This window comes from Micromonospora sp. NPDC048871 (assembly GCF_043198155.1).
GTDB lineage: Bacteria > Actinomycetota > Actinomycetes > Mycobacteriales > Micromonosporaceae > Micromonospora.
Window position 1 is genome coordinate 162811 of sequence record NZ_JBICUM010000002.1, and the last position, 19206, is coordinate 182016.

The following is a 19206-nucleotide window of genomic DNA, read 5'->3' on the forward strand; positions in this document are numbered from 1 at the left end:
CCGACTTCACCGAGGTCGGCACCCTCCCCGGGGACCGACCGATCTTGGTACGAAAGTGCCCCTCCAAGGGCGGTTTCGTACCAGGATCTCGACTCAGCGGGGCGGGCGGGCGGCGGGGACCAGGGCCAGGGTGGGCAGCAGGAGGATCGGCACGACCAGCAGGGCGTGCAGGGTGCCCACCCGGTCGCCGAGCAGGCCCAGCAGGGGCGGCCCGGCCAGGAAGGCGGTGTAGCCGATCACCGCCACCACACTGACCCGGACGTGGGCGTGTTCCTCCTCGTCGGCGGCGGCGCTCATGCCGACCGGGAAGCCCAGCGAGGCCCCCAGGCCCCACAGCAGCACCCCGAACACCGCGATCGGGCCGGAGCCGGCCAGCACCGCCAGGGCGGCCCCGACGATGGCGAGCCCGATGGTGGCGGTCAGCACCGGCCCTCGCCCCCACCGGTCCAGGGCCACCGTGCCGAGGGTGCGACCCACCGTCATGCCGACCACGAAGAGGCCGAAGACCGCCGCCCCGGCCGCCTCGCCGAAGCCGTACCCGTCGATGAAGGCCACCGCCAGCCAGTCGTTCGCGCTGCCCTCGGCGAAGGCCACCGCCAGCACCAGCAGACCGATGAGCAGGGTGCGGGGCTCCCGCCAGGCGGCGAACAGGCGGCGGCGACGGTCCGCCGGAGTGCTGGGCTGCGCCTCCGGCTCGACCGCCAGGAAGGCCCGCGCCCCGAACAGGGTGCCGACGAGCACCAGGGCGGCCAGGACGCTGAGGTGCACCCCGATCGGCGCCCCCAGCCGGGCCGCCAGCGCCCCGATCCCGGCACCGGCCACCCCACCCAGGCTCCAGGCGGCGTGGAAGCGGGGCAGCACCGTACGCCCCAGCCGCCGTTCGACGGCCGCACCCTCGATGTTCATCGCCACATCGCAGCTGCCGGAGCCGTACCCGAGGCCGAACAGGCCCACGGCCACTCCGGCCAACGAACCGAGCACGCTTGCCGACACCCCGGCGATGGTCAACCCGACCGTCAGGATCAGAGTGGACAGCATCACCGCGCGGGCCGTGCCGAGGCGCTGGGTGACCAGGCCGGCGGTGGGCATGGCCACGATGGAGCCGGCGGACATGGCCAGCAGGAGCAACCCCAGGCGCCCGGGGGTCAGGTCCAGGCCGTCGCGGACCGCCGGCACCCGGGCGAACCAGGTGGCCACGGCCAGCCCGTTGAGGGCGAACACCACGGCGACACCGTTGCGGGCGGCCAGCACGGCGCGGGACGGGCCGGTTCCGACCGGCGGGGCCGTGGGGATGGCGCTGGGATCCACGTGTTCGCGTTCCTCTCCTGGTGCTGACCTTCGCCACGATCCCACACCTGGGAGCGCTACCAGAACAATCCTCCCGGTCCTTACCGACCGGCCCTGCGGCGAGGCATGATGCGCTCGAGACACCCGCACGACGGCACCGGACAGGCAACGGGGAGCACAACATGACGACAACACGACGGCACGCCACCCTGGAGGATGTCGCCCGTGCGGCCGGGGTGTCCCGGTCGACGGCGTCGCGGGTCCTCGCCGAGACCGGCTTCGCCTCACCGGTCGCCCGACAGCGGGTGCGCGACGCCGCCGACCGGCTCGGCTATGTGCCCAACCCGGCGGCCAGGGCGCTGGTCCGGGGTGCCGGCGTACGCCTGCTGGTGGCGGTGGCCGGCGCCTCGCCGACTGTGCTCGACGACAGCTACCTGGACCAGGTGGTCAGCAGCACCGCGCAGGTCTGCGCCCCGTACGGGCTGGGGGTGACGGTGGCGTGGGTGCCGCTGGACCAGCCGGGACAGCTGGCCCGGCTGGCCGACGATCGTGCGGTGGCCGGTCTGCTGCTGGTCAACACCACGGAAGCGTTGCTCGATGTGGTGCCGCGCCGTCTGCACGGGCGGACCGCCTCGATCGGCATCGGTTCGACGGCCGTACCCTCGGTGGACATCGACAACGGCGGCGGCACCGGCGCGATCGTCCGCCACCTGTACGCCGCCGGCCGTCGGCGGATCGCCATGGTGACCGGCCCGGCCTGGCTGGCCTGTTCCCACCGCTCCGTGGAGGCTTACCGGGGCGTGCTGCGGGCGGCCGGCCTGCCGATCCGGGAGGTGGCCGGTGACTTCAGTGTGGCGCGCGGCCGGCAGGCCGCCCGGGAGGTGCTGCACCGCTGGCCGGACACCGACGCGATCGTCGGGGTCAGCGACGCGACCGCGCTGGGGGTGATCGACCAGTTGCGGACCGACGGGGTACGGGTGCCCGCCGACGTCGCGGTGACCGGGTTCGACGACATCCCGCTGGCCTCGGTGACCGCCCTGACCACGGCGAGCCATCCGGTGCGGCGGATCGCCAGGGCAGCCGCGAGCATGGTGCTGGAGCAGCGTCCGGCACCGCCGGTGACCCTGTTCCCGTCGTCGCTGGTGCTACGCGAAACCGCCTGAGCCTCGGCACGCCGCTCAGCTGGTGAGGGCCCGCAGCAGGTCACGGACGGCCGCGCCGGGCGGGCGTGCCACGGACGAACTGGCCCTGGTACGCGAACACTTCGGCCACTGGCACGATCCGATTCCCGCGCTGCTGGCCGCCACCGCACCGGAGGCGGTACTGCGGCACGACCTTTACCACCTGGCCACGCCCCTGCCCCGTTACGTGCGGGGCCGGTTGGCGCTGCTCGGCGACGCCGCGCACGCCATGATGCCCAACCTCGGGCAGGGCGGCTGCCAGGCGATCGAGGACGCGGTCACCCTGGGCGCCGTGGCCGACCCCGGCACCGAGGTCCCGGCGTTCCTGCACGCGGCGGCGCCCCCGCAGCCAGGCCATCGCGCGGGCGGCGGCCCAGATGGCGCGGTACGGCCAGAACTTGCGCAATCCGGTGGCGGTCGCGGTACGTGACACCCTGGCCTGGCTGGCACCCGACCGGACGGCCCTGCGCAGCATGGCACGTCATGCCGACTGGCGACCTCCGGCGATCACCTGAGCCCCGAACCCTTCAGAATATCGATTCATGCGCCTTGCGCCCTCGGCTGAATGTGACTGACCATCGGTAAGATCGGCGACTTGCTTATGACTGATCGCTGACTGATGGCTCGGCCGGAAAGCGCACACACTGTGCCCATGAGAAGTGGGAGCGGGCGCAGCAGGACACTCCAGGGTGTCGCGTGCCTGGTCCTGCTGGCGGCCCTTTCCGGCTGCATGCAACTCAATATCGGGCTGACCGTCAAGGCGGACGACACGGTCAGCGGGCAACTCCTGCTGACCGCCGAGCGCAAGGTCCTGACCTGGAACAATCAGACCGTCGAGCAGGGGTTCGCCGACCTTCGGCAGAACATCCCCGCGCTGCCGCCCGGCCCCGAAACGCCGTACGCGACCGACACCCACTTCGGTTTTCAGATCAACTACCGGAATGTGCCGCTCGATCAATTCGACAGCGAAAGCCTGCGCATCGTCCGGGCGAACGACCGATACGTCTTCACCCTGCCGCTTGATCCGAAAAAGTACGGCGGGAAAGTGGCCGAGCAGGACCCGGAGAATCAAGCCAGATTCATGTCGTTGATGTCTTTCGAGATCGCCGTGACCTTCCCCGGCCGCGTTCTCGACGTCAACGCCGGCGGCCAGGTCAACGACCGGACGGTGACCTGGCGGGTCAACCCCAACGAGCCCAAGCCGGCCGAACTACGTGCCGTGGCCGAGGCGCCACCCCGACCCTCCGCCGCCGCGGACACCGACGCCACCGGCGGGCTGCCGTGGCTGCTCATCACCGCCGGCGCGGTGGTGCTGCTGCTCGGCGCCCTGCTGGTCGTCCTGCTGCTGCGCCGACGCCGCGCAACCGGCGACTCGACCACGGCCACCGAAGCCACCCGCAGTGGGGCCGGCGAAGTGACCACGGCCACCGACGGCGGTGGGGCCGGTGACGCCACCACGGCCGTCGAACCCACTGACGGTGCGCCCGCAGCCACTCCGGCCGCGCCGCGCACCACGATTCCCGGTCCGCCGGGTGCCGGCTGACCTGGCCGGCTGCCGCCCGCCCGGACGGACGGACGGACACTCTCCTCCCCACCCCGCACCACCCGATCGAAGGGAGATCGGCGATGAACGATCTCTTCACCTGGGCCGCGCTGGGCAGCCTAACCGGCGCGAGCGCCGCTACCCTGCTCACCACGAACGTCATCGGGGGCCTGATCGGCCCCAGCGCCGACACAGCGCGCAAGTGGATAGCGCTGGGCATCGCGCTCGCGCTGTCGTACCTCACCGCGGCCTTCGCCACCGACGCGGGCCCGGAGAAGTGGATCATCGCGTTCTTCAACGGGCTGGTCATCTTCTCCGCCGCCCTCGGCATCAACCAGCTGCCCCCCGGCAACCGGCAGGCGACCCCGATCCAACTGGCGCAGGGCAACGAGCCCCGCTTCATCCGCTCCTGGGCCTGAACGGAGCAGGGTCATGGTCTTCGGCATCATCAGCGCCGCCGTGCACGTCGCCGCCGGGGCGGTGTTCGGTCACCTCGTCGGCGGCATCGTCGGGCTGCTCGTCGGCGCCACCCTGGGCCTGCTGGTCGGTGGGGTCTTCGGCTGGGCGATCGCGTCGGCCCGGGTCTACGGACCGGACCCGCGAGGGGTGTTCCTGTTCGTGGTCGACCACACCTGGAGCCTGCCGAACACCGGCGTCGGCGCGCTCTACCTGGCCGTACACCTGCTGTTCGGTCATTCCCTGGACCGCACCACCTCCGCGCACAGTTGCCGGGTGAACGTCCTGGAGGGGGTCTCCCCCCGGTACGCCACCACCCTCGGCACGGTCTGCGCCGGGTCCGGGCCGGGCATCCAGCGGCACGAGGACGTGCACATCTTCCAGGCCCGGCTGCTCGGGCCGCTCTACATCCCGCTGGTCGTGGCCAACTACGTGCTGTTCACCATCGCCCCGGTGTGGCTGCTCTACCACGACCACGCGGGCGCGCCGATCAACCGGTTCACCCGGTACTTCGAGATCGGGGTCTACCCGCACGTGTGGAACGAGGCCATCGCGTACCGCATTCAGGGGACCCCACCGCGATGAGCGGGCCCGGTCCGATCGAAGGCGCCACAGCCGACCTGGCGGGGTGGCTGACCGGGGCGGCGGGCGACGCCGTCGCGGTCGGCCCACCCGGGCCGGACAGCGACCCGACCGGGCTGACCCTCTGGCCGCTGGAGCTGCGACCGGCCCGGCAGACCCGGGGCACCGGTGGATCGGAGCCCTACCGGTTCACCGTCCGCTACCTGCTCGCTGCGGGTGGGCCGCAGGCCCTGGCGGCGCTGGACCGGGTGCTGGTGGCGACCACCACGAGCGGCCACACCCTGACCCTGGAGGCCGGTGACCCGGCACTGTGGACGACCTTCGGTACCCCGCCCCGACCGGCGCTGCTGATCGACGTGCCGGTCCAGGTCACCCCGGAGCGCCGGCCGGCCGCGCCGGTCCTGCACCCCCTGCGGCTGCGCCAACTGGACATACTGACCTTCGACGGCCGGGTGGTCGGCCCGGCCGCGCAGCCACTTGCGGCCATGCGGGTAGAGGTCGTCGGTCAGGCGTACGCGACCCGCACCGACTCCGCCGGCCGGTTCCGGATCGTCGGGGTACCCCACGACCCCGAGAGCCCCGGCCCGGTACGGCTGCGACTCACCGGCCGGGGTCAGGTGCTCACCGCCGAGGTCGACCCGACCGAACCCGACATCGTCATCGTCTGCGCCCCACCGGCCCACTGATCCACCGACACCCGATTCCGGGAGGACCGATGCCCACCTACTTCTCACCCGGCATCTACGTCGAGGAGGTGCCCGGCGCCGCGCGACCGATCGGACCGGTCGGTACCAGCACCGCCGCCTTCGTCGGTGTCGCGCCGCACCGCACCGCACACCTCGGCGAGGCCCTCGCCGTGAACAACTGGACGGACTTCCTGCGCCTGTACGCCGACGGCGACGAGTTGGAGAGCACCCCGCTGGCCCGGGCCGTCTTCGGTTTCCTGGACAACGGCGGTACCCGCTGCTGGGTGGTCAACGTCGGGGAGGGTGGCGCGGTCACCGGCACCGGCCGCAAACGGGCCGGCCTGGACCTGCTGGAGGCCGTCGACGAGGTCTCCATCGTGGCCACACCCGGCTTCCACGACCCGGTGGCGTACGAGGCCCTGCTCAGCCTGGCCGAACGTACCCGCACCATGGTGGCCATCTGCGACCCCCCGCCGGACGTCGAGGACATCTCCACCCTGACCCGGGTCGCCACCCCCGGCTCCACCCGCCCGACCAAGCCGAGCGACACCACCGACCCGGACACCCCGGCCGCCGGTGGGGGCCCGGTGTCGCATCGTCCCCGGCAGTCGGACTACGCCGCCCTCTACTACCCCTGGCTGCGGGTACGCGATCCGCTCTCCGGTGAGCTGGTGCTCACCCCGCCGAGCGGGCACGTGGCCGGCATCTGGGCCCGCACGGACGCCCTGCGCGGGGTGCACAAGGCACCGGCCAACGAGCCGGTACGCGGCGCGGTCGACCTGGGTCACCTGGTCACCCGGGCCGAGCACGACGTGCTCAACCCCAAGGGGGTCAACGTGATCCGCTACTTCCCGGGCGAGGGCATCCGGGTCTGGGGCGCGCGTACCCTCGCCGCCGAGGCCAGCGAGTGGCGTTACCTGAACGTACGCCGACTCTCCATCGCCATCGAACAGGCCATCGCCAACGGCACCCGCTGGATGGTGTTCGAGCCGAACGACTTCACCCTGTGGCGCTCGATCCGTCGGGACATCGGCGCCTTCCTGACCCGGGTCTGGCGCGACGGGGCCCTGCTGGGCCGTACGCCGGAGGAGGCGTTCTTCGTCAAGTGCGACGAGGAGACCAACCCGGCCGACGTCCGCGACGCCGGGATGGTGGTAGCCCACATCGGCATCGCCGTGGTGAAGCCGGCCGAATTCGTGGTGTTCAAGCTCAGCCAGTGGGCCGGTGGCACCGAGACCGAGACGATTGGAGGCTGACATGCCGACCACGGCCACACCCCAGCCGGGCGCCCCGGTCGACCCGTACCGCGCCTACAACTTCAAGCTGCTGGTCAACGGGGTCACCAACGGCCACTTCACCGAGGTCAGCGGCCTGGAGGTGAACATCGCGGCGGTACCGTACCGGGAGCAGGGCAACGACCGGATCCGGATGATCCCCGGCCAGGTCGAGTACGGCCCGGTCACTCTGCACTTCGGCCTCACCTCCTCCCGGGAGTTGTGGGACTGGGTGCACGCGGTGGCCCGTGGCACCGTCAATCGCCGCAACGTCTCCGTGGTGCTGCTGGACTCCGCCGGCACCGCCGAGGTGCTGCGCTGGAACCTGATCAACGCCTGGCCGACGAACTGGCGCGGCGCCCACCTGAACACCCTCAGCCAGGAGATCGCCATCGCGGCACTGACCCTGCGCTACGAGAGCCTGGAACTGGAGGCCGGCGGTGCCGCGCCGACGACCGCTTAGCCGGCTGGCCGACCTGCTGCGATCCGCCGCACAGGCCGTGGACCGCTTCGCCGCCCCAGCCTCCCCCGCGACGGCCCGGCCGGCAGCCGATGCCACGGACCGCCGTCCGGGCCAGCCACCGGAGCACTGGCTGCGGGTGGTCGAAGCACACGCCCCGGGCCTGCTGCGCGACCTGGCCCTCGACGGCCCGCCGCCGGCCACGCCGGTGTCGGCCAACGGCAGGTCGAACGCCGGCGACACCATCGTCTCGCCCCACGATCCGACCACTCTGAACCATGCCCCACCCCCGGCCCCGTTCCCGCCCTCGGCCCTGGCCTCGGTCCCGCCCTCGGTCCCGGCCCCGGTCTCGGCCCCGGATCAGGCGTCGGGCCCGCGTCCGGGTCAGGCCTCGGCCCCACCCGCGGTTCCCGGGCATACCTCCACCGCCCCCTTTGCTCTGCCTCAACCGACGCAACGGCCACTGTCCGGATACCGGACACCGGGCATTGCGTGGAGTGAAGCAGAGCAAAGGGGGGTGGGAGGAGTAGGCCGGGCCGCTCAGGGCGCTGCGGGAGGGGGACCCAAGCCGGCGAGGGCTGTCGTGAGTCCGGTCGAGTCCGGTCGGGTCGGGCCGGAGGGCATCGACATGACCATGGCCCGGGATGGTGAAGCGATGCCGAGGTACGGCACAGACAGCATCGCAGGGGGCAGCATCTCCGAGGGCTGCACCGCAGTGGGCGGCGGATCGGGGGGCAGGAGCGCGGAGGGCGCCGGGGCGGGCCGCAGCGACGAGGACCGGGGAGAGTCACCTCGGGCGCTCGGCGGGCTGGATGGCAGCGGGGCAGCTCCGATCCCACGGCTGCCGGTAACGGGGCGACGGGTGGATACGTCAGATCGGCCGTCGTCGGCGCGGGCTCCGTTGGGTGCCGCGATCAGCCCTCGGCCGGGGACTGTCGCGTCGACCGGGCACGGCGGACCTGGCGGGTGGGGTGAGGGCACCTACCCGGCCCGGGTCGGCCGCTGGCTTCGGGCGGTCGATGATCTGAGCACCGCGCAGGACAGGCAGCAGGTCGCCGACCCGCCCGTGACCGGGGGCCGACCAGGCGGTCGTGTCGTGGTCGGGGACGGGCTGTGGCCGGGCGCTGGGACACCAGGTGGCCTCGCAGGGACAACCGACGTCACCCGGCAGGCGGACGTCACCGGGCGGAGGGATGTCACCGGGCGGAGGGATGTCACCGGGCCGGCGGATGTCGCAGGGCGGGCCCAAGCCACCCGGCAGGCCGATGCCCCCGGACGGACCGATGGCATGCGGTGGGCCGACGTCACGGCGCGGGCTGACGTCACGCGCTTTACCAGGGAAAAGCGCGGCAACAGCGACGGGCAGGGGCGCAGAGCCGGTGCCGAGCGGTTGACCGGGGACGGAGGGCCGTGGCCGGACCTCGATCGGACGGATCAGGCGGATCGGCCAGGTCGGGCGGGTCGGGCGGGTCGGGCGGGTCAGCGGCGGGTGGTGGCCGGGCCGTGGCCGAGGTTGCCCGATGACGCTCCGCTGTGGTCGGTGCCGGAGCCGGCCGGGGACGAGGTCGCGCACCGGGGTCGGCTCGACCGGGAACAGGCGGGTGAGTGATGGAACGGGTGGCCTTCCTCATCGACGCCACCGGCGAGCGGATCGACTGCCTGCTCAACCCGGAGAGTGTCGAGGTGACCCGGCTCGCCGGGGTACGCCGTCGGGGCACCGGCGGCACCCAGCTCACCGGGGCCGGTCGGGCCGACGATTCGTTGGTCTTCACCGGCGGTGGGCGTACCGAACTGGTCCTCGATCTGCTGTTCGACACCGATTTCGCCGAGGGTCAGGTGCGCCCCGCCGACGTGCGGGAACTGACCCGGCCGTTGTGGCTGCTGGCGGAGAACTCGGCGGTGGAGCACGGCTGGGTGCGGCCCCCGCTGGTCCGGCTGGTCTGGGGCAAGACCTGGAACGTGCCGGGGGTGATCGTCGCCGTGGCGGAACGGTTCGACGCCTTCACCGCCACCGGATCACCGCGTCGGTCCTGGCTGCGACTCAAGCTGGTCCGGGTCACCGAGGACGCCGACCGAGCCCGGGAGGGCTTCGCGGAGGAGTTGGCCGCCGCACAGACCCCGGCCGTCGCGCCGGGCACCACCGTGGTCGCCGCCGGTGACGGCAGCGGCTCGGCCGACTCCTCCGGCGTACGTTTCGATCTGCTCGCCCACGACGCGCTGGGGTCGCCGCTGCGGTGGCGGCTGCTGGCCGAACACAACCGGATCACCGACCCCCTGACCCTGCCCCCTGGCACCCCCCTGGCCGTGCCGCCGCTGCCCGAGACCACGGTCGCCGGAGGTGGGCGATGACCGATGTGGCGTCCCGGGCGCTGATCATGCTGATCGACGGGGTCGCGTTGTCCGAGGCGTTGCCCGGTCAACTGCGTACCGTCCGGGTGGCCGCCCGACTGAACCGCCCCACCCAGTGCGAGGCGGTGTTGACGACCGCCCCCGGTCCGGCGGCCCTGACCGGCCCGGTACGCCTCGGGGCCAGCCTGCAGATCCGGCTCGACGGGCACCCGGAGACCCTGTTCAGCGGCGAGGTCACCGCCGTCGAGGTGGAGTACCACCCCGACGGCGGCGCCACCCTGCGGGTTCGGGGGTACGACCTGCTGCACCGGCTGCGCAAGCGGCAACGGTTGCGGGTCTTCGAGTCGGTCACCGCCGCCGACCTGGCCGGTGAACTCTGCGCCGATCTGGGGCTGCGGGTCGAGGCGGAGTCCGAGGGGCCCCGGCTGGAACGGCTGACCCACCACCACGCCAACGACCTGGACCTGCTGCTGGCGGTGGCCGGCCGGGCCGGGCTGCACCTGACCGTCCACGAGGGTGTGCTGCACCTGGTGACCCTGCGGGGTCAGGGCGAGCCGGTCCCCCTGGCCCTCGGCCACCGGGTGCACGACCTGCGGCTGTCCGTCAACGCCGACACCGCCGCCGGGGAGAGCACCGCCCTGGGCTGGCACCCCCAGCGGGCCGAACCGATCGCGCAGAGCACCGCCACCCCGCGCTGCGGACGCCGTACCCCGGTCGAACCGGATCCGGCCGTGGTCGGCGCGGAGGGCGCCCGTACCGCGTTGGACCAGCCGGGGCGCAGCGACGACGAGATCGCCGCCCTCGCCCAGGCCCGCCTGGATCTGCGGGCCGCCGCCCTGGTCACCGCCGAAGGTACGGCCGAGGGTGACCCGGCCCTGCGGCCGGGCCGCCGGGTGCTCCTGGCCGGGGTCGCCGAGGCGGTCGCGGGCAGCTACGTCCTCACCGAGGTGGTGCACACCCTGGACGCCGACGGACATCTGACCCGGTTCTCCACCGCTCCCCCGCCACCACCGCCGGCCGGGCCGCCCGCACCGGCGGTGGTCACCCTGGGCACGGTCACCGATGTGGCCGACCCCGCCGGGCTGGGTCGGGTACGGGTGGAGTTGCCCGCCTACGGCGGGGCCGACGCCGGCTGGCTGGGGGTGCTCTGCCCCGGAGCGGGCCCGGGAAAGGGCCTGGTGGCGCTGCCCGACCCGCAGGACCGGGTGCTGGTGGCGCTGCCCGGCGGCGAGCCGGCCTCCGGTGTCGTCCTGGGCTCCCTGTTCGGGGCGGTCGAGCCGTACGACACCGGGGTCGACGAGGGCCGGGCCCGGCGGTGGTCACTGCGGACCGCCGGTGGGCAGCAGGTGGTCATCGACGACGTGGCCCGCAGTCTGCGGTTGAGCACGGAGGCCGGCAGCTGGTTGGAGCTGACCCCCGAACTGGCCACCCTGCACGCCGCCACCGACCTGGTGCTCTCCGCCCCGGGGCGGGCCATGGTGGTGCGGGCCCGCAGTGTCGACTTCCTGCACGCCGAGGCGGTCGAGGACCCGGACACCGCCGCCGAGCAGGCCCGCTCACTCGCCCGTGCCCACCACGACGGAGGCCGCTGATGCGCTGGATACACCGCGACTCCGTGATCAGGTGCGACCACGACGGCCGGGTCAGCAACCAGCCCTCGCAGCGGTGGGTGACCCTGGCCGGGGTCCCCGCCCTGGTGGCCGACGACCCGTTGGGTCGGCCGATCGCCGCCTGCCCCAACTACGGCGCCACCGTGAAACCCTGCACGAAGACCGAACCGGTGGCGGTCGGCTACAGCCACTGGATCCGGGTGGACGGTCGACCGGTCGTGCTGTCCCACCTCGAGGGGTTCACCGACGGTAGTCCCCCGGGTCAGGTCACCTACCGGGTCCGCGATCCTCGGCAGCGGTTCGTGGGGGCCGACCGATGAGGGCGATCAGGTTCGTCGGTGCCGGCTTCGACCCGGGGCGGGGCGGCGGGCTGGGGCTCACCGCGGCCGGTGGGCTGGCCATGACCGACGGCGACGAGACCGTACGCCAGGCGTTGTTTCTGCTGCTGTCCACCACCCCGGGTGAGCGGCTGATGCGACCCGGCTACGGCTCCCGGCTGCACCGGCTGGTCTTCGCGCCGAACGACGACACCACGGCCGGTCTGGCCATCCACTACGTGCGGGCGGCCATCGCCCGCTGGGAGCCCCGCATCGACGTACTCGATGTCGACGCCGGTCCCGACCCGGAGGACGCCTGGCGGCTGGTGATCCGGCTGGACTACCGGATCCGGGCCAGCCTGGCCCCCGGTCACCTGGTCTTCTCCGTGGACCTGCTGCCGGTCGACGAGGAACCTTCCGCCGTACCCGGCCCCGAGGAGGGGCGATGACCCTGCCCGTGCCGCACCTGGACGACCGCAGCTTCCTGGATCTGGTCACCGAGGCCCGGGAGCGGATCCAGCAGTCCTGTCCCGGCTGGACCGACCTGTCCGCGCACGATCCCGGCATCGCCCTGCTGGAGGCGTTCGCGCACCTGACCGAGGTGATGATCTACCGGCTGAACCAGTTGCCGGAGAAGGCGTACGTGGCCTTCCTGAACCTGCTCGGGGTGACCCGGCACGCGCCGAGCGCGGCCTGGGCGCAGGTGCGTTTCACCCGGACCGGGTCGGACGAGACGCCGCTGCGGATCCCGGCCGGTACCCGGGTGGCCGCCGCCCGGGGCGCAGACCCCAGGCCGGTCGTCTTCGTCACCTGTGAACCGGCCTCGCTGGGGGTCGGCGAGCAGGAGGTGACCGTACGGATGCACCACTGCGAACTCGTCGAGGCGGAACTGCTGGGGGTGGGCACCGGGGCACCGGGGCAGGTGCTGCGGGCGGCGCGGGCACCGTTGGCGCGTACCGCCGAGGCCTGGGATCTGCTGCTCGGGGTGGAGGTGCCGGCCGGGTCGGTGGAGTTGGGGGCGGCGGCCCGGGAACACCAGGGCCGCATCTTCGAGGTCTGGCGGCCGGTGGACAGCTTCGCCGGTCTGGGTCCCCAGGACAAGGCGTACCTGGTGGACCGCTGCTCCGGCACGATCACCTTCGCCCCCGCCCTGGACCTGCGGACCACCGAACCGGGGTCGCTGCGCTTCGGCGACGGCCCGGTCGCGGCCGTGCCACCGGCCGGGCGGCAGGTGCGGCTGTGGTACCGCGCCGGGGGCGGACCCACCGGCAACGTGGCAGCCGGCACCCTGACCAGTCTGCGGGATCCGCTGCCCGGGGTGAAGGTGGTCAACCCGCTGCCGGCGGTCGGCGGCCGGGAGATGGAGAGCATGGAGTCGGTGCTGCTGCGCGGGCCGTACGCCTTCTTCGCCCAGCAGCGGGCGGTGACCGCCCGCGACTTCGAGGTGCTGGCCACGGCCGCCGGTGGGGTGGCGCGGGCCCGGGCCTTCACCCGGGCCGCCGTCTACAGCTTCGCCCGCCCGGGTGAGGTGGAGACCGTGCTGGTGCCGTACGTGCCGCCGCAGGCTCGGCCGGGCGGTGGGCTGCCGGTGCAGGTGCTGCGCGAACACGAGGTGGAGGAGACCCGGCTGCGGGTCGAGGCGGATCTGGAGCGGCGTCGGTCCCTGGGCACCACCTGCCGGGCCAGTTGGGCCCGGTACAAGGCGGTATCGATCCGGGCCCGGGTGGTGGTCCGCGGGGAGGAGGACGTCGAGGCGGTCCGTCGACGCATCCACGACCGGCTGCACCAGACCCTGAGCCCGTTGCCCACCGCCCTGAACCCGACCGGGTGGGCCTTCGGCGAGCCGCTGCGGGCCTCCAATGTGTACCGGCTGCTGGAGCACGCCGAGCCGGGGGTGCGCTACGTCGAGTCGGTGCGGTTCGTGGTGGACGAGGCCCCGGACAACCAGGTGCGTACCCTGGCCGCCGACCAGTACCAGCCGAACACCTGGTACGCCGGCAGCGCCGAGGTGCTGTTCCGCTCCACCAACGCCGGTGCCGGCTGGGAGCCGGTCGGCCGCTTCACCGGGGAGACCGTGCAGCGGGTGGCCCCCGCTCCCGCCCCGGTCCGACCGGGCATCGTCGCCCGCCCCGGCTCGGTGGCGGTGGCCACCGTACGCACCGGTGGTGGTTCCCGGGTGCATTTGAGCACCGACCTGGGGGAAACCTGGTCCCTGCTGGCCGACCTGGAGGCCCGGATCAGCGACCTGGCCTGGATCGACCGGGACGGCGCCGGTGCCCTGCTGGTCGCCACGGACACCGGCCTGTACGAGGTGTCCCTGCTGCCCGGCGCGGTGCCGTTGCAGATCCTGGTCGACCCGGCCGACGCCGATCGGGGCTTCTACGCGGTGCGGGCCTTCGTCTCCGAACGGGGCGCCCCCGGGGTGGCGGTGGCGGCCCAGGCCGGGTTCGGGGTGTACCTGTCGGGCAACGCCGGCCGTCCGGGCAGCTTCACCCACGTCGGGCTGGCCAATGTGGACAACCGGGTGCTGGCCGTGCAGTACGACGGCCCGGCCACCCTGCTGTGGAGCGGCACCGGTGAGCCGGATCCGAAGAAGCCCGGACAGGGCTGTTTCCGGGCCCGGCTGTTCGAGTCCGACGTCAAGTGGCAGGCGATGCAGGGCGGGTGGATCGGCGGTACCTGCCGGGATCTGACCTTCAGCGGCAGTGTGGCGTTGGCGGCCACCCAGAGCGGCGGGGTGCTGCGGCTGGACACCCTGGCCGGCCAGCCGCAGTGGGCCTCCGTGTCGGTCAACTGCGGGCTGCCGCTGCGCGACCGGACCCGGTTCATGCCGGTGGACGCGGTGGCCGCCGCCTCCGGGACCCCGCGACTGATCCTGGCCGGCGGGGAACGGGGGGTGTTCCGCAGCACCGAGGCGGTGGACTGGTCGGCCAGCGCCAACCAGGCCACGGCCGACGTGGTGACCGTGCCGGACACCTGGCTGCTCTGCTCCGGCGAGCACGACATAGAGGTGGTGCGCCACGATGCGGCGAGCGGGCATTGAGCGGCTGCTGCCCGCGGCGTACCAGCGGGCCTGCGTACCGGGCAGCGTGCTGTGGGCGCTGCTGGAGGTGATGGAGGGGCTGCACGCCCCGGACGAGGCCGTACTGGCCGAGGTCGAGGCCCTGTTCACGCCCTACCAGGCGCCCGGGGAGATGGTGGCCTACCTGGCCCGGTGGGTGGCGATGGACCACCTGGTCGCCGCCCCCCGGCGGGACGCTCCCCTGCTGCTGCCGCTGAGCCGACTGCGGGACCTGGTGGCGCACGGCGCCCGTCTGGCGGCCTGGCGGGGCACCCCGTACGGGCTGCGCACCGCCCTGGAACTGGCCACCGGGGTCACCGGTTTCGTCCTGGACGAGCCGGCCGACCGGCCCTTCCACGTGGTGGTCCGGGTGCCGGCGGACGCCGCCGGGCAGTTGGCCCTGATCGGTCGCATCGTCGAGGCGGAGAAGCCGGCCGCGGTCACCGCCGAGATCGTGGTCACCGCCGCCCCCGCGCCCGGCCGGGCGGTCGGCCGGGCCACCGTCGGACCCAGCCCAGCCGTCGCTGACCTTGTCGATCCTGCTCCGGAGGAGCCGTCATGACCACCGAATGGACCGTCGTCGCCGCTGCCGAGCAGTTCACCCTGGACGCCCGCAACGCCGGGGAGTTGACCTTCACCGTCTCCAACCCGGGGCTCGCCCCGGACACGGTGGTGTTCGACGTGGCCCCCGGCGAGGGGACCCAGCGGGCCTGGTTCACGGTCACCGAACCCCAGCGGGTGGTGCCCGCGCAGGGCTCGGTGTCCTTCCTGGTACGCCTGGTGGTGCCGGCCGGGACTCCGCCTAGGCGCTACGACATGACCGGGTTCGCCTACTCGGCGAACACCGCCCCGGAGGAGAGTTCCCGCTCCAGCGGCCGGGTCACCTACGAGGTACGGGCGGTGGCGCCGCCGAAGCGTACGCCCTGGCCCTGGATCGCCGCCGCGGCGGCCCTGGTGCTCGTCGTCTCGGCCACGGTGGTGTTCCTGGTGACCCGGGGTGAGGATGCCCCGCCGCTGCCGCCCCGGGTGGTGACCGTCGAGGCGGAGACTCTGGTGCCCACCGCCGTCGTGGGGTCCCCGTCGAACTCCCCGGCGAGCGTCATCGTGCAGACCAGCTGCTGCCAGGTGGTCTGGTCGCAGGACGCCCAGTTGTTCTTCCTGGGCCGGGCGATCAACGACCGGGTGACCGTGCGGGTGGAACTGCCCGCCGAGGCCACCTGGCAGTTCTCTGCCGTGATGACCACCGCCCCCGACTACGCCAACGTGGCGTTCCTGGTCGACGGCCGGCAGGTCGGTGACCCGTTCATCGGCTTCACCCCGAAGGTGCGGATCACCGACTGGCTCGACGTGGCCCAGGTCCGCCTGGCCGCAGGCCCGCACGAGATCACCCTGGTGGTGATCGGCAAGACCCAGAGCACGGACCGCTACTTCGCCGGCATAGACACCATCCGCTTCACCGAACTCCCCCCATCCCCCCTCTGACCCGCCAGCCCCTGTCGATCAAGAGGTTTGCGTCAGAAATCAGCGCCACCCAGACGCAAACTTCTTGATCAACAGGGCGAAGGGCGGGCGCGGGAGAGGGCGGCGAGGGAGGGGGTTTGGGGTGAGGGTGACGGGCCGGGTGGGTGAGAGGAGGGGGTTGGGGTGGGGGGACGGCAGAAGGTGTTGGTGGTGGGGGTCGGGGTGTTGCTGGTGGTGCTGTTCGTGGGGGTGGTGGGGGTCGGGCGGCAGGAGGGGGGTGATCCGGTGGGGCGGCATTCGCTGGTGGAGTTGCTGGGGCGAGTCGGGGGTGGAGCGGGTGCGGTCGACCCCGACAGTGTCCAGGCGGGGTGCGCCGAGGCGCCCGGTCGGCTGGCGGTGGTCGGCGACTGCGCGGTACGGGTAGCCGATCCGGGCGGGCTGCGGCTGCTGATCCTGCGCAGCCCCACCGGGTTCGCCGTCGAGGCACCGGCCCCCGGCGGTGCCGACTTCACCCTGACCGACACGGTAACCCCGGCCGAGGACGGCACCGACGCGGTGGCCCGGATCGCGGTGGACCGCCCGAGCATCGTCATGCTGCGCTGCCCCACGGGCTGCGTGGTCACCGTCAGCCGGCAGTGAATCCTGAGGAGGACCCTGATGGGTGCGTTACGCAGGCCCTTCCTGCTGCTGGCCATGCTCGCCCTGGTGCTGGCGGTCGGCGTAGAGGTCGGTGCCGGGCTGCTGGTGGGCGGTTTGGACGCCGGACCGGCGCTGGCCGGCGGCGCCGCCGAGCTGGGTGTCGAGGTCGGGGAGGTACGCGGGGTCAGCGAGCCCTCCGGACGGGGCACCGGCTACCTGGCCCTGGTCGACGCGGCGGCCCTGTGGACCACCGGGCTGTTCTGCCTGGGTCTGGTGCTCCCCGAACGGATCCAGGGGCGGGTGCAGGGCATCGCCACCCTGATCTTCTCGATCATCCTGATCATCGTGGGGTTCCTGGCCCTGGTGCTCGCCTTCATCGAGCTGACGATCATGGTTTCCCTGTTCCTGGCACCACCGTTCGGCACCCTGGCCTATCTGGCCCTGTGGGGTTTCTTCCCGGTGGGGGACGCGGCCGTACTGCTCGGCCTGGTGCTGCTGCTCAAGCTGACCTGGGCCGGGCTGCTGCTGCTCGCCCAGCCCAAGTTCCTGCAGAACAAGGGCCTGGTGCTGCTGATCGGGACCAGCCTGCTCTGCCCGGTGGTGCTGGAGTTCCTGCACCGGCTGGTGCCGGTGATCCTGGTCAGCATCCTCGACAGCCTCGGCGCCCTGGTCTTCGCCGTGATCGCGATCATCTGGGCGGTGGTGCTGCTGATCGGCGCGGTCCCGGCGATCGTCAAGGCCATCCGCGCCACCGCCGCCCTGCGCGCCGAGACCGACCCGCACCGCTAGCCCGGATACCGCAGAGGCGACTCCGCAGCCGGCTGGCGGTGACGGCGGCCGGGGCAGTCTGGGCAGCCCGCCCGCCGCGACCTCCTCCGGTCGCGGCCGCCGGATATGGTTGTCACGTGATCGGGCTCGCCATGCTCTGGTACCTCGTCGGTGTTCTCGCCGACGCGGGCGCCGGTGGCATGGTCACCGGCACCGCCGCGGCGACCGGGGCACTGCTGGCGGTCGTGCTAGCCGCGGTGAACCTGCTGCTGCGGGTGGTCACCCCGGCCAACCGGCGGGTCACCGGCCGGATGATGCGCGAACGCTGCCGCCGCACCGGCGTACCCCGGCATCGTGATCCGGACGCGGCCGGCCGCTCCCGCCCCCGCGCCCCGACGGCGACCTTCGCGGTCGCCTGAGCCTCAACCGCAGCCTCACCCGCTGCCGCTCGACGGCGACCGCACCTGACTGGTTCCTGCCCGTCTCCGGTCGTCGTTCGAGAGGTGCACCATGTCCACTTCGCTGATTCCTGCCGGGTTCTCCGGCCGCCCCCTGGCCACCGGAGCCCTCCGGTGAGCACCATCTTCAGCCCACTGATGGCGTTGATCTACGCAGGCATCTCCGCCATCCTGCTGTTCTGGCACCGCGCCTGGCAGTTGGTCTTCGCCGACACACCCCTGTGGGGCACCGACTGGTCCTGGGTGCTCGGCATCGTCTTCCTGGTGCTCACCGTCCGGGTGGTCCTCTTCCCGATCTTCGTCAAGCAGATCAAGGCACAGCGGGCGATGCAGGCCCTCCAGCCCCAGATCAAGGCGCTTCAGGACAAACACCGGGACGACCGGGAGACCCTCCAGAAGGAGATCGTCGAGCTCTACCGGACCGAGCGGGCCAACCCCCTGACGGGCTGCCTGCCCATGCTGGTCCAGATCCCGGTCTTCCTGGGGCTGTTCCATGTGCTGCGGCACCTCAAGCCCTCCATGCCGGAGCACCTGAAGACCCTGTACGGCTGGACGGTCACCCAGTTCGACAGCGCCTCCTCGGCGACCCTGTTCGGCGCGCCCGTAGCGGCCAGTTTCCGCTCAGGCGCAGCGGAGTTGGCCGGGCTCGGGGCGGACGGGGTGACCGTCCGGGTGGTGGCGCTGATCCTGATCGCGATGATGGTCGTGACCACCTATCTGAGCAGTCGGCAGATGATCCTGCGGACCGGGTGGGCCGAGGAGCCGCAGCAGCGGATGATGCAGCGGTTGATGCTCTACGGCATCCCGACCTCGCTGCTCGTCTCCGGGCTGATCTTCCCGATCGGCGTGATCATCTACTGGGTCACCACGAACCTGTTCTCCCTGGGCCAGCAGACCTGGATGCTGCGCCGGTACCCACCCCCGCCCGCCACCGGCGCCGGATCGGCGCCGGCCGCCGGGACACCGAACGCCACCGCCGCCGAAACGGCACCGACCACCGCGACACCGGCCACCGGCGCCGCCGGGTCAACCCCGCCGACGGCCGGGCGCAGGCCGAACAAGCGCCGCTGACAC

Annotated in this window: 20 protein-coding genes; 19 read left to right on the top strand and 1 reads right to left on the bottom strand. The window is 72.8% G+C overall.

Going from position 1 to position 19206, the window contains the following annotated elements:
• Nucleotides 1–93: 93 nt before the first annotated feature.
• Nucleotides 94–1308, bottom strand: coding sequence for an MFS transporter (locus ACGFIK_RS05360; RefSeq protein WP_393337835.1), 1215 nt, complete (start codon nucleotides 1306–1308; stop codon nucleotides 94–96).
• A 161-nt stretch (nucleotides 1309–1469) separates the two neighbouring features.
• Here ACGFIK_RS05360 and ACGFIK_RS05365 point away from each other — a divergent pair, with 161 nt between their 5' ends.
• The 19 genes from ACGFIK_RS05365 (at nucleotide 1470) to yidC (ending at nucleotide 19203) form a co-directional block, all read left to right on the top strand.
• A complete protein-coding gene (locus ACGFIK_RS05365; RefSeq protein WP_327025385.1) occupies nucleotides 1470–2450 on the top strand; it encodes a LacI family DNA-binding transcriptional regulator in 981 nt (326 codons plus the stop codon).
• Between the two features lie 22 nt (nucleotides 2451–2472).
• Nucleotides 2473–2898 carry an FAD-dependent monooxygenase gene (locus tag ACGFIK_RS05370; protein WP_327025384.1) on the top strand — a complete coding sequence of 142 codons (426 nt, stop codon included), beginning with the start codon at nucleotides 2473–2475 and terminating at the stop codon, nucleotides 2896–2898.
• 222 nt (nucleotides 2899–3120) lie between these two features.
• Entirely contained in the window at nucleotides 3121–4011 is an 891-nt protein-coding gene (locus ACGFIK_RS05375; RefSeq protein WP_327025383.1) for an LppM family (lipo)protein, read from the top strand.
• 83 nt (nucleotides 4012–4094) lie between these two features.
• The gene (locus tag ACGFIK_RS05380) at nucleotides 4095–4430 is read left to right on the top strand and encodes a hypothetical protein (RefSeq protein WP_327025382.1); all 336 of its coding nucleotides are present in this window, start codon (nucleotides 4095–4097) and stop codon (nucleotides 4428–4430) included.
• Between the two features lie 13 nt (nucleotides 4431–4443).
• Entirely contained in the window at nucleotides 4444–5052 is a 609-nt protein-coding gene (locus ACGFIK_RS05385) for a glycine zipper family protein (RefSeq protein WP_327025381.1), read from the top strand.
• Nucleotides 5049–5735, top strand: coding sequence for a carboxypeptidase-like regulatory domain-containing protein (locus tag ACGFIK_RS05390; protein ID WP_327025380.1), 687 nt, complete (start codon nucleotides 5049–5051; stop codon nucleotides 5733–5735). Before ACGFIK_RS05385 ends, ACGFIK_RS05390 begins: the two co-directional genes overlap by 4 nt.
• Before the next feature lie 29 nt (nucleotides 5736–5764).
• On the top strand, nucleotides 5765–6991 hold the full coding sequence (locus tag ACGFIK_RS05395) for a phage tail sheath subtilisin-like domain-containing protein (protein WP_327025379.1): 1227 nt from the start codon (nucleotides 5765–5767) through the stop codon (nucleotides 6989–6991).
• 1 nt (nucleotide 6992) lies between these two features.
• A complete protein-coding gene (locus tag ACGFIK_RS05400) occupies nucleotides 6993–7472 on the top strand; it encodes a phage tail protein (protein ID WP_327025378.1) in 480 nt (159 codons plus the stop codon).
• A 1605-nt stretch (nucleotides 7473–9077) separates the two neighbouring features.
• Nucleotides 9078–9818 (top strand): hypothetical protein, encoded by a 741-nt coding sequence (locus ACGFIK_RS05405; RefSeq protein ID WP_327027087.1) that lies wholly within the window; start codon nucleotides 9078–9080, stop codon nucleotides 9816–9818.
• A complete protein-coding gene (locus ACGFIK_RS05410) occupies nucleotides 9815–11410 on the top strand; it encodes a phage baseplate assembly protein V (RefSeq protein WP_393337841.1) in 1596 nt (531 codons plus the stop codon). Before ACGFIK_RS05405 ends, ACGFIK_RS05410 begins: the two co-directional genes overlap by 4 nt.
• A complete protein-coding gene (locus tag ACGFIK_RS05415; protein ID WP_393337843.1) occupies nucleotides 11410–11748 on the top strand; it encodes a hypothetical protein in 339 nt (112 codons plus the stop codon). Before ACGFIK_RS05410 ends, ACGFIK_RS05415 begins: the two co-directional genes overlap by 1 nt.
• Complete coding sequence (locus ACGFIK_RS05420; protein WP_393337846.1) at nucleotides 11745–12194, top strand: GPW/gp25 family protein; 450 nt, start codon at nucleotides 11745–11747, stop codon at nucleotides 12192–12194. Before ACGFIK_RS05415 ends, ACGFIK_RS05420 begins: the two co-directional genes overlap by 4 nt.
• The gene (locus ACGFIK_RS05425) at nucleotides 12191–14788 is read left to right on the top strand and encodes a putative baseplate assembly protein (protein ID WP_327025374.1); all 2598 of its coding nucleotides are present in this window, start codon (nucleotides 12191–12193) and stop codon (nucleotides 14786–14788) included. The genes ACGFIK_RS05420 and ACGFIK_RS05425 overlap by 4 nt, the downstream gene beginning before the upstream one ends.
• A complete protein-coding gene (locus ACGFIK_RS05430; RefSeq protein ID WP_327025373.1) occupies nucleotides 14769–15368 on the top strand; it encodes a phage tail protein in 600 nt (199 codons plus the stop codon). Before ACGFIK_RS05425 ends, ACGFIK_RS05430 begins: the two co-directional genes overlap by 20 nt.
• Nucleotides 15365–16288 carry a hypothetical protein gene (locus tag ACGFIK_RS05435; RefSeq protein ID WP_327025372.1) on the top strand — a complete coding sequence of 308 codons (924 nt, stop codon included), beginning with the start codon at nucleotides 15365–15367 and terminating at the stop codon, nucleotides 16286–16288. The genes ACGFIK_RS05430 and ACGFIK_RS05435 overlap by 4 nt, the downstream gene beginning before the upstream one ends.
• Nucleotides 16289–16450: 162 nt before the next feature.
• The gene (locus ACGFIK_RS05440; protein ID WP_327025371.1) at nucleotides 16451–16906 is read left to right on the top strand and encodes a hypothetical protein; all 456 of its coding nucleotides are present in this window, start codon (nucleotides 16451–16453) and stop codon (nucleotides 16904–16906) included.
• A gap of 18 nt (nucleotides 16907–16924) precedes the next feature.
• Nucleotides 16925–17695, top strand: coding sequence for a hypothetical protein (locus ACGFIK_RS05445; RefSeq protein ID WP_327025370.1), 771 nt, complete (start codon nucleotides 16925–16927; stop codon nucleotides 17693–17695).
• Between the two features lie 116 nt (nucleotides 17696–17811).
• The gene (locus ACGFIK_RS05450; RefSeq protein WP_327025369.1) at nucleotides 17812–18093 is read left to right on the top strand and encodes a DUF6412 domain-containing protein; all 282 of its coding nucleotides are present in this window, start codon (nucleotides 17812–17814) and stop codon (nucleotides 18091–18093) included.
• Nucleotides 18094–18270: 177 nt separating this feature from the next.
• On the top strand, nucleotides 18271–19203 hold the full coding sequence (yidC, locus tag ACGFIK_RS05455) for a membrane protein insertase YidC (protein ID WP_327027086.1): 933 nt from the start codon (nucleotides 18271–18273) through the stop codon (nucleotides 19201–19203).
• Nucleotides 19204–19206: the final 3 nt, after the last annotated feature.

Bases quoted from the DNA above. Each gene is read 5' to 3' on its own strand.
- ACGFIK_RS05365 (WP_327025385.1), top strand. From the start codon at position 1,470: ATGACGACAACACGACGGCACGCCACCCTGGAGGATGTCGCCCGTGCG.
- ACGFIK_RS05375 (WP_327025383.1), top strand. From the start codon at position 3,121: ATGAGAAGTGGGAGCGGGCGCAGCAGGACACTCCAGGGTGTCGCGTGC.
- ACGFIK_RS05380 (WP_327025382.1), top strand. From the start codon at position 4,095: ATGAACGATCTCTTCACCTGGGCCGCGCTGGGCAGCCTAACCGGCGCG.
- ACGFIK_RS05385 (WP_327025381.1), top strand. From the start codon at position 4,444: ATGGTCTTCGGCATCATCAGCGCCGCCGTGCACGTCGCCGCCGGGGCG.
- ACGFIK_RS05390 (WP_327025380.1), top strand. From the start codon at position 5,049: ATGAGCGGGCCCGGTCCGATCGAAGGCGCCACAGCCGACCTGGCGGGG.
- ACGFIK_RS05395 (WP_327025379.1), top strand. From the start codon at position 5,765: ATGCCCACCTACTTCTCACCCGGCATCTACGTCGAGGAGGTGCCCGGC.
- ACGFIK_RS05400 (WP_327025378.1), top strand. From the start codon at position 6,993: ATGCCGACCACGGCCACACCCCAGCCGGGCGCCCCGGTCGACCCGTAC.
- ACGFIK_RS05405 (WP_327027087.1), top strand. From the start codon at position 9,078: ATGGAACGGGTGGCCTTCCTCATCGACGCCACCGGCGAGCGGATCGAC.
- ACGFIK_RS05410 (WP_393337841.1), top strand. From the start codon at position 9,815: ATGACCGATGTGGCGTCCCGGGCGCTGATCATGCTGATCGACGGGGTC.
- ACGFIK_RS05415 (WP_393337843.1), top strand. From the start codon at position 11,410: ATGCGCTGGATACACCGCGACTCCGTGATCAGGTGCGACCACGACGGC.
- ACGFIK_RS05420 (WP_393337846.1), top strand. From the start codon at position 11,745: ATGAGGGCGATCAGGTTCGTCGGTGCCGGCTTCGACCCGGGGCGGGGC.
- ACGFIK_RS05425 (WP_327025374.1), top strand. From the start codon at position 12,191: ATGACCCTGCCCGTGCCGCACCTGGACGACCGCAGCTTCCTGGATCTG.
- ACGFIK_RS05430 (WP_327025373.1), top strand. From the start codon at position 14,769: ATGCGGCGAGCGGGCATTGAGCGGCTGCTGCCCGCGGCGTACCAGCGG.
- ACGFIK_RS05435 (WP_327025372.1), top strand. From the start codon at position 15,365: ATGACCACCGAATGGACCGTCGTCGCCGCTGCCGAGCAGTTCACCCTG.
- ACGFIK_RS05445 (WP_327025370.1), top strand. From the start codon at position 16,925: ATGGGTGCGTTACGCAGGCCCTTCCTGCTGCTGGCCATGCTCGCCCTG.
- yidC (WP_327027086.1), top strand. From the start codon at position 18,271: ATGGCGTTGATCTACGCAGGCATCTCCGCCATCCTGCTGTTCTGGCAC.